General features: G+C 45.8%; 19 protein-coding genes and 1 pseudogene. 17 read left to right on the top strand and 3 right to left on the bottom strand.

Features of this window, described 5'->3' with window-relative positions:
* The first annotated feature begins 16 nt into the window (after window positions 1–16).
* The 6 genes and pseudogenes from FJD32_RS24445 (at window position 17) to FJD32_RS24470 (ending at window position 3436) form a co-directional block, all read left to right on the top strand.
* Entirely contained in the window at window positions 17–202 is a 186-nt protein-coding gene (locus FJD32_RS24445; protein ID WP_181159830.1) for a hypothetical protein, read from the top strand.
* 151 nt (window positions 203–353) lie between these two features.
* On the top strand, window positions 354–572 hold the full coding sequence (locus FJD32_RS24450; protein ID WP_140907093.1) for a hypothetical protein: 219 nt from the start codon (window positions 354–356) through the stop codon (window positions 570–572).
* A 16-nt stretch (window positions 573–588) separates the two neighbouring features.
* A complete protein-coding gene (locus FJD32_RS24455; RefSeq protein WP_140907092.1) occupies window positions 589–843 on the top strand; it encodes a hypothetical protein in 255 nt (84 codons plus the stop codon).
* 311 nt (window positions 844–1154) lie between these two features.
* A pseudogene (locus tag FJD32_RS24460) lies at window positions 1155–1939 on the top strand (ParA family protein).
* A 3-nt stretch (window positions 1940–1942) separates the two neighbouring features.
* A complete protein-coding gene (locus FJD32_RS24465; RefSeq protein ID WP_140907090.1) occupies window positions 1943–3115 on the top strand; it encodes a KorB domain-containing protein in 1173 nt (390 codons plus the stop codon).
* A 48-nt stretch (window positions 3116–3163) separates the two neighbouring features.
* Window positions 3164–3436 carry a helix-turn-helix domain-containing protein gene (locus FJD32_RS24470; protein ID WP_041982374.1) on the top strand — a complete coding sequence of 91 codons (273 nt, stop codon included), beginning with the start codon at window positions 3164–3166 and terminating at the stop codon, window positions 3434–3436.
* A 52-nt stretch (window positions 3437–3488) separates the two neighbouring features.
* Here the strand turns inward: FJD32_RS24470 and FJD32_RS24475 are convergent, their stop codons facing one another.
* Both FJD32_RS24475 and FJD32_RS24480 read right to left on the bottom strand, forming a co-directional pair.
* Window positions 3489–4124: an N-6 DNA methylase gene (locus tag FJD32_RS24475; protein ID WP_140907216.1), complete on the bottom strand. Its 636-nt coding sequence runs from the start codon at window positions 4122–4124 to the stop codon at window positions 3489–3491.
* An 87-nt stretch (window positions 4125–4211) separates the two neighbouring features.
* Window positions 4212–4355 carry a hypothetical protein gene (locus FJD32_RS24480; RefSeq protein ID WP_181159840.1) on the bottom strand — a complete coding sequence of 48 codons (144 nt, stop codon included), beginning with the start codon at window positions 4353–4355 and terminating at the stop codon, window positions 4212–4214.
* Between the two features lie 319 nt (window positions 4356–4674).
* Between FJD32_RS24480 and FJD32_RS24485 the strand changes: the two genes are divergently transcribed.
* The 11 genes from FJD32_RS24485 to FJD32_RS25215 all read left to right on the top strand — a co-directional run bounded on the left by FJD32_RS24485 (window position 4675) and on the right by FJD32_RS25215 (window position 10847).
* Window positions 4675–5052, top strand: a complete 378-nt coding sequence (locus FJD32_RS24485; protein ID WP_140907215.1) for a hypothetical protein — start codon at window positions 4675–4677, stop codon at window positions 5050–5052.
* Entirely contained in the window at window positions 5045–5314 is a 270-nt protein-coding gene (locus tag FJD32_RS24490) for a hypothetical protein (protein WP_140907214.1), read from the top strand. The genes FJD32_RS24485 and FJD32_RS24490 overlap by 8 nt, the downstream gene beginning before the upstream one ends.
* Window positions 5301–5975, top strand: a complete 675-nt coding sequence (locus FJD32_RS24495; protein ID WP_140907213.1) for a thymidylate kinase — start codon at window positions 5301–5303, stop codon at window positions 5973–5975. Before FJD32_RS24490 ends, FJD32_RS24495 begins: the two co-directional genes overlap by 14 nt.
* Window positions 5968–6474, top strand: coding sequence for a hypothetical protein (locus FJD32_RS24500; protein WP_240200050.1), 507 nt, complete (start codon window positions 5968–5970; stop codon window positions 6472–6474). The genes FJD32_RS24495 and FJD32_RS24500 overlap by 8 nt, the downstream gene beginning before the upstream one ends.
* Before the next feature lie 5 nt (window positions 6475–6479).
* The gene (locus tag FJD32_RS24505; RefSeq protein WP_181159839.1) at window positions 6480–6791 is read left to right on the top strand and encodes a hypothetical protein; all 312 of its coding nucleotides are present in this window, start codon (window positions 6480–6482) and stop codon (window positions 6789–6791) included.
* An 8-nt stretch (window positions 6792–6799) separates the two neighbouring features.
* Window positions 6800–7300 (top strand): hypothetical protein, encoded by a 501-nt coding sequence (locus tag FJD32_RS24510; RefSeq protein WP_140907211.1) that lies wholly within the window; start codon window positions 6800–6802, stop codon window positions 7298–7300.
* Between the two features lie 255 nt (window positions 7301–7555).
* Entirely contained in the window at window positions 7556–8137 is a 582-nt protein-coding gene (locus FJD32_RS24515) for a GNAT family N-acetyltransferase (protein WP_140907210.1), read from the top strand.
* 216 nt (window positions 8138–8353) lie between these two features.
* Window positions 8354–8734, top strand: a complete 381-nt coding sequence (locus FJD32_RS24525; RefSeq protein WP_140907209.1) for a hypothetical protein — start codon at window positions 8354–8356, stop codon at window positions 8732–8734.
* A gap of 25 nt (window positions 8735–8759) precedes the next feature.
* Window positions 8760–9377 (top strand): phage head-tail adapter protein, encoded by a 618-nt coding sequence (locus FJD32_RS24530; protein ID WP_140907208.1) that lies wholly within the window; start codon window positions 8760–8762, stop codon window positions 9375–9377.
* A gap of 30 nt (window positions 9378–9407) precedes the next feature.
* Window positions 9408–9716: an ASCH domain-containing protein gene (locus tag FJD32_RS24535; RefSeq protein WP_140907225.1), complete on the top strand. Its 309-nt coding sequence runs from the start codon at window positions 9408–9410 to the stop codon at window positions 9714–9716.
* Window positions 9717–9815: 99 nt separating this feature from the next.
* Window positions 9816–10847, top strand: coding sequence for a hypothetical protein (locus FJD32_RS25215; protein WP_219848071.1), 1032 nt, complete (start codon window positions 9816–9818; stop codon window positions 10845–10847).
* Between the two features lie 26 nt (window positions 10848–10873).
* Here FJD32_RS25215 and FJD32_RS24545 read toward each other — a convergent pair whose 3' ends face one another.
* Complete coding sequence (locus tag FJD32_RS24545; RefSeq protein WP_140907207.1) at window positions 10874–11278, bottom strand: hypothetical protein; 405 nt, start codon at window positions 11276–11278, stop codon at window positions 10874–10876.
* Window position 11279 lies beyond the last annotated feature (1 nt).

An 11279-nucleotide genomic window follows, 5' to 3' on the forward strand; every position in this document is an offset into this window, starting at 1 on the left:
ACAAAAAGAGGTTTGTATGAACGTAACAAAAGTCCTTCTTATTGCATTGATTGCTTCTGTATCAGCGCTGCTCACACTTTGGATAGCGGGAGGTTTGACTATGAGCGGTTGGTATATTCCAATTGTTTTTTTGGTAGTAGCTAGTGTCATTTCTGACAGGGCTGGCTTGGGGTCAATATCAGAGTTTTTACAATCTAAATAATTGGCCCAGGAATACGGGCGCAAAGGGAAATTGTATGTCAGCACAGCAATTGGCAGCTTTACTGGATCAACCACTTTGGAAAATTGAGCAAGCACTGGCGGCGCTACGAGCCAAAGGCCTTATTGAAACGAACAAGTAAGGAATCCGCAAAATGATTCTGAGTTTTCTGGATTTATTAATCATAGCGCTCATCGTTCGTGGGCCTGAGTTGCTGCACCTGGTTGCGGAGCTTGTTCAGATCCATAGCCGGATTGATAGAGCGCAGTACGCACTGGCCTGCGATGACGAAGCATGTGATCACTACAAAGAAACGCCTTGCCCTTGTTTCAGGGCTAAGCTGGCCACAAAAGCATTTTTGATAAATAAGTAACAGGAAACCGCAGATCATGAATGACTCAGCAAGAGAAACATTAACCTTCAAAACCCCTGGTGGTGACACTCGTATCGTGCCCGTGGACAGGCTGGTGTTCAATGAGCATACCTGTTCGCAAACTGGCATCTCCTATTTTTTTAAGGAAATGGGTGAGTTAGAAACCGACCCTTACAATTCATCCCGTGTATCGCAGACAACGGCTGAAGAGTTGAATAGATACAAGAAATTGTATACCTCCGTTCCTGTTACATTCACGTCATCGGATTAAATTGTCATGACTACATGCGTTATTTTTTATTTGGACAGAAGCGCTGTCATGTGTAATTGCTCACGCCGGATCGAGGCTCAGCACTGCCAAGTAGTTATTGGCGAATGAGCTTGGTGCTGCCCTGCTGCAATTGCGCTGACAGTACAAACCTTCTAAAAAAGCGGCCTTTATGGCCGTTTTTTGTTTCAAGTTTGTTTTAACAGAACCATAATTAGATATTGCAGTATCATTTTATGGTATGTACAATCTTTCACATGTGAAAGTTTGGGGGTGATATAAATCACCTGACAGTAACCAAAATTGAGGTGGGTATGGCAAAAGTAATCAGCTTCGCCAACCAGAAAGGCGGGGTGGGGAAGAGTACCCTCTGTATCCAACAAGCCTTTTATCTGGCGTTACAGAAGAAAAAGAAAGTGCTGGTCATTGATATGGATGGTCAGGGGAATACGTCTTCTCGACTGGCTCCAAGGCAAGAATTGGGGGGGGAGATTACGAGCCAATTCTAACCGGAACCAAAACCGCAGAGCTATTTGCTTATGAGCTAGATAGCATTGACGTCATACATTGTCCTTGCGGTGCAGATCTTATTCACACACCAAAGAACGACCCTGATTTGTTTGAAATGGAGGCAGTGCCTCTTGACCAAGCTATGAACCCTGCTCGCCATTTGGCAGAGCTGTTTGAGAACTACGACTACGTGTTAATTGATTGTCCGCCTAGCCTCGGCAGAAAGCTGGTAGCGGCATTGGTTATGTCAACTCATGTGGTATGTCCGGTAAAGCTCTCAGGCTTTGCGGTTGACGGTGTGGAAGGCCTTCTAAACACAATTATTGGTGTGCGTGAGGCTTATAACCAAAAATTGGAGATTCTTGGCATTGTAGTTAACGATATGGACCGTTCTGTAAGCCACGATAAAGCTCTTAAATCGCTGGAAAAAGCTATTCCAGAACTTATGTTTGAGAACAAGATCATGCACAGAACTCCGCTTGATACTGCCACGACAGATGGTATTCCTGTATGGGAAATACGTTGGGGACATGTCGCTGCCAAAGAGGTTGAGGCTGTTTTAGAAGAAATTGTAGAGAAGGTAGGCTAAGCGATGGCATTAAATAATTTGAAAAGTCTGTCAGATCTTGCTAAAGCCGCCAAAGGCAAGAAAGGCAAAGAGGTTCTTACTGTACCGGTTGACGACGTTGTATCTAAAGTCCAGGTTCGTAAGCGCTTCCGTAACATTGAAGAGTTGGCAGCGACTATGCTGACCGAGGGGCAGCAGTCTCCTATTATCGTGTCTCCAAAAAACGAAGAAGGCAAATTCGTCATCCAGAAAGGGGAACGCCGTTGGAGAGCATGTAAACTTGCAGGTATTGAGACCATCGACCTGATTGTCAACGATAAGGTCCAGTCCAATTTGGACGAAACTGTTGGTGAGTTAATCGAAAATATCCAACGTGATGACTTGACGCCGGTCGAGATTGCCGAAGCGTTGAATCAACTCATCGAAGACGGTTGGAAACAAATAGATATTGTTGAACGCATCGGGAAAAACATATCTTACGTTTCTACGCATTTATCATTGCTTAAACTACCAGACTGTGTGCGCGAGTTGTATGATAATGAAGTATGTTCTGATACAGAAACATTGAATAATCTTCGTCTGTTGTTCGATTTGAACGAAGAACGTTGCCGTGCTGTCTGTGCTGTGGCTATGTCTGACGGGATCACCCGGAAACAAAGTCGTGAGCTTCTGAACGATGCTAAGCGCATCAAAGAAGAAATGGAAAAAGGCCCTCTGACTGGCTCCGGACACAATGATAAACCTAGTGATGGAAATACCGATGACCAAACCCTAAACTTAAATGGGAATGGTACGGAGGAACAACTGGGTAATACCGAGCGGAACCATAACCAGAATGTGTTGGAAGACGGTTCAGACAGTAATGGTCTGAATGACGATGATTTTGACCCCTTGCGCGATGAAGAGGACAAAGAGCCGGTCCAGCAGCCTATTAACAGCGGAAAGAACAAAGATGAAGGTGGTGATGCTCTTCCTCCTCTGCCGAAGGACAAAGAGTGGAAGAATGTCCGAGCCGACAGTTTGGTTATTGCTGTCAACGTTAACCTGGATGGTGAAACTAAACGCGGAGTCATCATGACAGACCGTGTGGCTCTGGTTCCATCTACCGTCTGGGTCAAAACGCTCGATAGTGAAGGAAAGGAAAAGCATGTTCATGTGCCTGTGTCAGATATTGAACTCCTTAGTGTCGAAGGCTAATAAAGGAGGCCCAGCCCAAAAGGGTGGGCCTGTCAAGAACAGGTGAATATGAAGATCTCGCAGGACATGAAGAGAAAATTTGCTTTAGTGAATGCCCTGTCTAAAACGGAGAAGCCAAGTCTCCAGGACCTTCACAAGGCGACAAATATTCCGGAATCAACAATCAAGCGGCAGTTGGCTGCTTTGCGTGATGAGTTCGGAATGAACATTTTATTCGTCAGGGAGTCAACCGGCGAACGGGGTGCTACCGGCTACTACATACTTACAGATTGGGGGATCTTAGATAGGTCTTCGTTTTTGAACCGGTACGGAAAGCTGTAAGTTGCCATAGAGAAGAGTATTGAATGCAAAACCCGCCATAAGGCGGGTTTTTTTATGCGGCCACGGTGGTAGCTGCTGCTGGAGGTTTCTCAGCGTAGTAAGCGATATTCCTGGTTCGTCTGCTTAGGGTGTCTATGCCGACGATACTCAGCGTTTTTGGCGTGGCATCTCGGGACTCGAAATAATGAAAGAGCTGGAGCATACAGCACTTCACCATTAATGGATCAATGTCTTCCAAGTAGATTGATGTTTCGGCCAAGGCCTCTGGACCTTTGTTCTCGATCAGGTTTTCCATCCAGTGAATAGCGTTGACGCCAGAGCCACAGCAAGGCTCGTAGAAGTCAGCCGAAGACTGTGAGCCAACAATGAGTGACAGCAAGCGGCCAATCTCTGGAGGGGTGGGGAAGTAGTTGGTGCCTTTCTTGTGAAAGCCAGACATGCTCAGGACGTAGCCAAGAACATCGCTGGTGGGATCTCGCTTCATTGCCGCAGACAGGACATGGGAAAGCTCGAAGGCGACCGGCTGTAGTTCCTCCGGGATCTCCTCCTTCGCTGGGTATAGGCCAGTCTGCAAATAAGCCCATTGATCGATAAAGGCCTCAACAAACCGACAAGTGCCCATTCTGTAACGGGACTGTTCAATGAGAGATAAAGCCTTGGATGTAAGTTGCTGTGTTTCTGGTGACATAAGCGCTCCAGTTTGTTCTGACGAAACATTCAAGAGGTAGAAACGAAGAACCCCGCCGAAGCGAGGTTCTTAGCTTTCCTGATTGCCTTAGTGCCGAAGCAAAGACGTCTTGATAAAGTCGGGACAACCGGACATCTCCCGGTCGATGAAGTCCTGACGTTTCGCCAGCGGCCATTTCATGAACGTCGCGAGCGGGATGCGCTTATTCGTGTTAGTATTGCCTTGCAGCATAACAAAGCTCCTTAATAGCTTGATTGTGTTGTAGGGGCTGCAACGAAGGTAGAAGAGCGATGCGGCCCTTATTTATGATTATTACAGCATCATAATATAATATCAAGAGACAATAAAACGATACTGATAATAATGAACTTTCACATGTGAAAGCATTCAAATCCCCAATCTAGTGTGATCCCCACCTCCAAATAACTTGTTCTTCTTCCCAAAATGGGCGTGTCAGAATCCCATTTAAAGTAATTGTTAGTGAGATATTGACTACACGGAATATGGCTATATCATAGAATCATAAAGTGATACTGTAAAAGTGGTGTGTATGCCAAAGCAAGCAAATCATCTCCGTTTGAAGAAACCTTGCGCAAACTGTCCGTTCCGGAAGGAGGACGCTATCGAGCTGACCCCTGGGCGATTAGAAGGCATCATCAACGACATCGTTGAAAACGACATGACGACGTTTCATTGCCACAAGACCGTGTATTCAAAGTCAGGTGGTGAATGGGATGAAGAGGGTAACTATGCACCTTCGGGACAAGAGTCGATGTGTGCCGGTGCTGCGGCTTACTTGATGAAAATAGGCAGGCCGACAGTGGCTATGCGAATTGCCTTTGCGTTTGGTGATGCAAAGGTGTCTGACTGGGACGAAGCTCAAGAGCTGGTTATCGAGCCTTTGGTGCAAGGGGACCGAAATGAGTAAGCGATATGCGGTAGTGCCGCATCCGAAACTGAAACGAGAGTACAAAGGTCGGCTGGTCAGAACTACTCGGGTACTAAAAAACGGCTGGGGGTTGATCCCTCTAGGGGCTGTGGCAACGCTCACGCATCAGTCTCCCAAGGGATCAGAGCTGACCTTTGAACCATGCAACTGCTGCGGCCTGAAAGCCATTATCAGTCATGTAAGCATGGACTCCATTGAATTTATCGAACCGATTACTGAGGAAGAAGATGGACGAGAATAAGCTCAACATTGAAACGGTCGATGGGCACAACGAGCTGGTAGTCAGCTTTTTGTTGAGAATGGTAAGCCTGAGTGACGAGGAAAAACAGACAGTTTTGTCCTGCCTTCCGGATACCGGCAAACAAACAATCACCCAGTTTTATGAGTCGCTGCGTTCTCAAGGGCACCAGGATCTTGCAGATAAAGTCGAACCATACCTCCCGCGGGGGATGTTTGGGCCGATCTTCGATAATGCCAAGTCCAAGGTGCTCGTTCGGGCCGAAGCGCCTTTTTTCCTTATGGATGAAAATCGTTTGAACTGGGATGACGCTAAAGCATTCAATCGCCTACGCATGAGTACGACCTGTGTTTTTGGCCGTGGCGGCTGGAATATCGGTGAGCGCTTTGATGACCGCTTTGATACCGAGGTGGGTGGAACACAGCTTATCGTCACCCAGTCACTCAACGAAAAAGGTGAGATTGAAGGAGGACTTCCTACCTCGATGCCGCTGAATGACTTTGCTGAGTTACCGAAACAGCCAAGGCCTCCTCAAATAGTCGATTACCAGGAAGACAAGCGATACACGCTTGAGGAAGCGGAAGCTATCCCTGAGCTCACGCCAGTGGTTCGGCGTCTGAAAGAGCGCATCGAAGAGTATGAGGAGAGAAGCGCCCATGATTGACCTGACATGCCGCCTCTGTGCTGGTTCCGGTGTTTATGACTTTTCCCCTTCCAAAGAAACCTGCGGTATGTGCCAAGGGCATGGGAAATTTGCTGACGCCAAAGCAATGCTGGTGGCTGCCATCGAGCTTGCAAAGAATCAACGCGAGCCTGTCATTGAAGTGGTGATGGGGTTGGTGCTTCAGGGGGTGGATGTTAGAGGGAAGGAGCCTGGAGGGCGGTTCAAGGCTGCTCAGGCCTTTAACGCCCCAGGGCACAACCTATTGCGATACGGATGGGATGCGTGGGAGCTCTATGCTCTCCATGAGGGTGTAACTCCAGAGCTTGCATCACTTGGCCGAAGTGTGATGCGCGAGTGGCACAGCCATTCATGGGGCCGATTCAGTGGAGAGGTAGGCTTTAACGCCGCCGAGCTCATGATCAAACAGGCCAAAGACAACCCGGAAAAAGCAGAAGAGCGCTGGTCGTTCCTGCTGAGTGAAGAATGGATGGTGGAGTAATTGTCGTGACAGAACAAACCAATAAGATATTGATGCTGGATGAGTCTCCAGATATGCCCCTGCAATTCAAGTGGAGAAAGTTTGGTGGTGCAATTTTTACTGCCACGCAATCAATGGAACACGTTAAGGAAGGACGTAAGCTCGGGCGGACTCCAGCAGGGATGCTACCTCAAGAAGTGTGGCTGAACCGCCTGATCGCTATGGAAGAAACCCTGCCACGAGGGAAGTTTTTTGACAGATTCCGCCGCAGTGACAAAAACGAGCAGTATGACTTGGCCGCCGATCATCTCCGTCTTGTCGGACAGAAAAAGCGATAGGGGGATAGATGAAAGCCCAGACATACCCACCATCAGTCATTCGTAAAGGCGCTGTGTTGTACGCAGCCCTTTATTACATCTCTGATGATGATAAAGCAAAGGTCGAAGTTACAGAGTGGATAGTTCGCTCCATTCAGAAACGACGCAACTCAACCAGCGATCAACGCTATGTCAATATTGCCCAAAAGTTAGATGGGATTACGTGGGGGAAAAGGTCACGGAAGAATGGAGACTTTGGTTGGTTGCCATCTATACCGAGCTGGTGCTTGAAGCAGTTCCGGGAAGGTGGCGAATTGCCTTTTGGCGTTTATACGACGCGACTGGCCGCTCTCAAGTTTGCGAAAGTCAGCTTGCAGGAAGAGGTCGAATATTGCGAGGCCGAGCTGAAAAAGTCTCAGGCAGAAGAGGATACTCAGGAGCTCCAAGATGAGCTGGTGGAGAACCAGAGACTTCTGAAAGCTGCTGGAGCAATGGTGAAGCGTGAGCAAAACAAGAAGAAAAGAGGTTGACTTTAAAGCGCGGACTTCGCGCCACAAAAGCAGAAATACTGAGTAAATTGGACGCGTCGAAAATCAAAGAAAAAGCTTTGCTGTTATGAGCAGTCCTGAGATATTGCTTGTTAGACAGATTGATGCGGCAAACACCTGCGTTTTCAATCCATTGACCAAGTACATCGAAGAATTAATGTAATGGTGGCGATTCAATCAATCAGGTCATTAAATACTAAGTTTTGTGCAGCATATCGGAATTAGCGAAGGTGAAAAATGAATGAAGCTCAAGGATTCAAGCAAGAAGATTTCTTAGGTGAGATTTTTGAAAATGAAGCAAAAGCGTTACTAAGCGATATTATGTCATCGACTTCCTTAGTATCTCTTATGTTTGCATTTGAGGAAGAACAAGTACAAAAGGCCATTGAATACATTGTTGGAATATTTAATGAGTGCTACAAGTTCGGTCATCTTAAAGTTGCCACATCAAGCTCCGAACAGACGCTTTGTGGGTATGCAATGATTTTTGTTCACCCACATCATCAATCGGCATATCTCCATAAAATACAGATTGTTGAGCAGTTTAGGGGGCGTGGACTAGGGACTGAAATGTTGCAGTCGCTTAGTCAATCATTTAGCGATTTGGGGCTAATATGTAATCACGATAAAATCAAATTTTATGAACGTAACGGGTTTAAGTGTGTTGGCGATTGTAAAGTGCCTGACAGTGACGATTTTAAAATGTCCAAACAGATGTATACAGGTCTCTACTTGATGTCAAACTCTCAAAAAGTTGATAGCTGCCCTGTGTTCTTTTTAAATGATGCTGACTTAAGGGCTATTGGCAGCATTTCATAATCACTTTCTTAGCACTTGATGCTTGGCAGGTTGTGCCATTTAGTTGAGTATTGCGGCGTCAGGCACTCTCGCCGCACCGCATAACCCATTTTTGTCCCGAAGTTAGCTACAACGAGTATGATACTTTATTACTCGGTTGAAACACTATTCGGACTTCGTAGTAGCAATTAGTATTAATCTTTAATTTTGGTCATAAACGCAATAAGAGGAAAATTCATGACCGTACCGTTATGGGAGGCACAGAGAATGCTTCATAAAGAAGGCGAACAAGCAATTAGATTCTCTGTCCACAAACACAACCCTTACAATAATGGGCGTAAAACCACTCTCGAAGAGGCGGTCCGATGCCTTGCTTTTCAGTCACGTTTTGCTGGAACGCACTCATTTGTCGATAGCGAAACCAAAGAGCCGATGCACTTACAAATTGATATTGCATCAAAAACAGATGTTCCTATGCTTGGCATGTTCCTGTCAGTCTACATTTCGGATGGAAAAGAAAAGTACCTGTCTCAATTTATTGTAAGCGAATCAAAGTCGCACTATTTCTTCCTAGATTTTAGCTTGGCAGCAGCTAAAGCCAAATCTATAGAAGTATAAAGGAAGGTGAATCAGAGGTGGAATTATGTTTTTTGATGACAAAATAGAATCTCACTCACTCGTAATGGGAGTCACCGGGAAGGGGAAATCGGTCTTGTCCGAACAAGTCCGGAAAAATGCGAGGCAGCGCGGTTATTTGCTGGTGGATACTAAAATGTTCCGTGAAGGTCGAGGGTTGAAACCATACGAGCATGAGTACGCTCGCCGCTTAGTTCTGGGGCTAAGTGGACCGTTGCCGCGTGAACTGCGTGGGAAGCCTGTGACGGTTATCTCTGATGTGTCCAGGCCAAAAAAGGTAAAGCGTCAGCCAAAGCAATTTGTTAAGACCGTAAATGGCGTCACCCTTGAACGCCAATTGGTGGCTGATGCCAGAGAACAGTTGGTGATGCAAACAGGTGTCTGGCTCAAACATCCGCAGCTCATCAAGCTGATGGAAGAATCGGGCATAGATGAAACTCTGGCCGAGTTTGGTGAGGCTGAAACCCAGATCAGAGAAATGCTGGCGGATGCGTTAGCTATGAAACTGGTGGGTCGCTCATGGCCTAAGTGTGGAGCCCTTTATAATGCGGCAGATAAGTCAAATGTCAGTTTTTCCGCCGAACTTGATGTTGCTGCCAAAGAAGCTGGATACACGATTCGTTAATGAAAAAGGAGTATTTTGCCGGGTGCCTCGATGCTCCAGCTTTACTCCAGGAAGGTGATTGTGAAAAAACGAATACTGCATCTGTCAGTAAAAAAGATCTACTTCGATCAAATCAGGTCAGGGGAAAAGCCAGATGAATATCGCCTCGTTACGGAATACTGGATAAGGAGGCTTGAGGGACGTGAGTATGATGAAATTCATGTGAAGTGTGGTTATCCAAAGGCTGGTGATATGTTTAGGATAGAGGTTAGACCGTGGAGTGGTTTCGCAAAGGAGGTAATTACACACCCACACTTCGGAACCGAGCCCGTTGAAGTATTCGCCATCCATGTGAATTAGAGTGAGTTGTAACAACGATTTATTCATTATAATCTGGTTTTTGTTCGCAGCTAAGCTGCGCGAAATGTCACTTGAGATAACAAGATTAGGAGATAGTAAATGCGTTTATTGATAGCTGAGAAGCCTCAACTTGCCAAAATTCTTCGTGAGAATAATCTAATCGAACATGATACTGAAATTGTGTTCACCTTTGGTATTGGGCTATGGCGTTATACCATTCCTCGATTGTCTTTTGCAGACATTCCTTTTACCACCCCACCATCCTTGATAAGGCCTCAGTCATTTAAGCCCAGAAATGTCCTACTTGGACTGGATGGGAAAGCCAAGTTTTACGTCTCTGAGGATGCAACCAATACTGAGCATGAAAAGATATTAAATGACCTTGTGGAGTATCTACGTGGTCAGATGGGAGAGTATAAGGAAATTATCTGCGCGGTAGACTGCGACAGAACAGGTTATGGATCAGCGAAACAGTTGTTAGACAAACTGGAGTGGACTGAGAATAGCGACGTTCCAGTTCATTGTCTTTATTTAATTGCAACGGATAAGAGCTCCCTGGAAAGTGCCTGGGAGAATAGAACTGAAAATACGTGGAATCAAGATTCCCTTGCAGAAAAGCTCTCAAGACAGCAACTGGCTAAGAAGACTTTTGATTATTGGTGGAATGCAAATTCATCTGTTGTTTTCTCAGAACTAAGTAAGTGGTCTGGACTTGTAGCATCACCACTTATTTCAAAGTATGAGCTGATGTTACTTTGTATCTTGGCCGACAAGCCCAACCCAATGAGTGAAAGTGAAATAATCCGTTTGATGGATAGATGGAGAGGCTCAGGGAAATACAAGGACGATTTGTGTCAAGGAATAGGATCTCCCATGTCAAGAGTCGCTATATTCGAGAGAGCAATGCAACGTGGAGCATTATCTGTGTATGCCGAAGATAGAAACAAAGCGTATTCTCTGTCTGCTGCCGGTAAAGCGTTTGTTTCACAGCTCCACAAAAAGACGTTTGATCCAGACTTGCCATTCCGAATTAATGACTGGTTAAATAGAGGTGATTATGATGCGATGTCTCGATATATAAGAACGGTATTTGGCAGGCAAATTAGGTTTCAAAGAAATTTAGGCAATTGAAAGCAGGGGCCATAAGGCCCCTTTTTTTAATCTTCTAAATGCGAGCAGTTGAGTTCGGATAGCACCTTCTCGTAGGCGCTATTTTCATTTGCTTTCCGCAGTTCTACCATCTCTACGATGAATGGGGTTAGGGCCAAAGATTGTGGCTCCCAGATGCGATTACACATATCGGCCATGTGGGCATTTACATCAGTAATGACGTAAATAAATTCAGGAAGATCTTTTAGACCTCCCAAAGCCCTTGCCATATCAACTGCTTCCGTGGTCTGGTAGCTATGGTTACTTTTAAGTCCAGAAGTGAGAGGCATTATGTTTTGTGCTAAATAGCTTGCTGACGCCGCCATTATTCCAGATGAAATACCTTCACCTGTCTCTTCGGTAATGGCTGAACTTGTGGTTAGTATGGTAGCTAGGATGATTGATCCGAACATA

The organism is Shewanella sp. LC6, assembly GCF_006385735.2.
GTDB classification, from domain to species: Bacteria; Pseudomonadota; Gammaproteobacteria; order Enterobacterales; family Shewanellaceae; genus Shewanella; species Shewanella xiamenensis.

Bases quoted from the DNA above. Each gene is read 5' to 3' on its own strand.
- FJD32_RS24510 (WP_140907211.1), top strand. From the start codon at position 6,800: ATGAAAGCCCAGACATACCCACCATCAGTCATTCGTAAAGGCGCTGTG.
- FJD32_RS24445 (WP_181159830.1), top strand. From the start codon at position 17: ATGAACGTAACAAAAGTCCTTCTTATTGCATTGATTGCTTCTGTATCA.
- FJD32_RS24455 (WP_140907092.1), top strand. From the start codon at position 589: ATGAATGACTCAGCAAGAGAAACATTAACCTTCAAAACCCCTGGTGGT.
- FJD32_RS24470 (WP_041982374.1), top strand. From the start codon at position 3,164: ATGAAGATCTCGCAGGACATGAAGAGAAAATTTGCTTTAGTGAATGCC.
- FJD32_RS24475 (WP_140907216.1), bottom strand. From the start codon at position 4,124: ATGTCACCAGAAACACAGCAACTTACATCCAAGGCTTTATCTCTCATT.
- FJD32_RS24485 (WP_140907215.1), top strand. From the start codon at position 4,675: ATGCCAAAGCAAGCAAATCATCTCCGTTTGAAGAAACCTTGCGCAAAC.
- FJD32_RS25215 (WP_219848071.1), top strand. From the start codon at position 9,816: ATGCGTTTATTGATAGCTGAGAAGCCTCAACTTGCCAAAATTCTTCGT.
- FJD32_RS24495 (WP_140907213.1), top strand. From the start codon at position 5,301: ATGGACGAGAATAAGCTCAACATTGAAACGGTCGATGGGCACAACGAG.
- FJD32_RS24515 (WP_140907210.1), top strand. From the start codon at position 7,556: ATGAATGAAGCTCAAGGATTCAAGCAAGAAGATTTCTTAGGTGAGATT.
- FJD32_RS24525 (WP_140907209.1), top strand. From the start codon at position 8,354: ATGACCGTACCGTTATGGGAGGCACAGAGAATGCTTCATAAAGAAGGC.
- FJD32_RS24480 (WP_181159840.1), bottom strand. From the start codon at position 4,355: ATGCTGCAAGGCAATACTAACACGAATAAGCGCATCCCGCTCGCGACG.
- FJD32_RS24490 (WP_140907214.1), top strand. From the start codon at position 5,045: ATGAGTAAGCGATATGCGGTAGTGCCGCATCCGAAACTGAAACGAGAG.
- FJD32_RS24545 (WP_140907207.1), bottom strand. From the start codon at position 11,278: ATGTTCGGATCAATCATCCTAGCTACCATACTAACCACAAGTTCAGCC.
- FJD32_RS24450 (WP_140907093.1), top strand. From the start codon at position 354: ATGATTCTGAGTTTTCTGGATTTATTAATCATAGCGCTCATCGTTCGT.
- FJD32_RS24465 (WP_140907090.1), top strand. From the start codon at position 1,943: ATGGCATTAAATAATTTGAAAAGTCTGTCAGATCTTGCTAAAGCCGCC.
- FJD32_RS24500 (WP_240200050.1), top strand. From the start codon at position 5,968: ATGATTGACCTGACATGCCGCCTCTGTGCTGGTTCCGGTGTTTATGAC.
- FJD32_RS24530 (WP_140907208.1), top strand. From the start codon at position 8,760: ATGTTTTTTGATGACAAAATAGAATCTCACTCACTCGTAATGGGAGTC.
- FJD32_RS24535 (WP_140907225.1), top strand. From the start codon at position 9,408: ATGCTCCAGCTTTACTCCAGGAAGGTGATTGTGAAAAAACGAATACTG.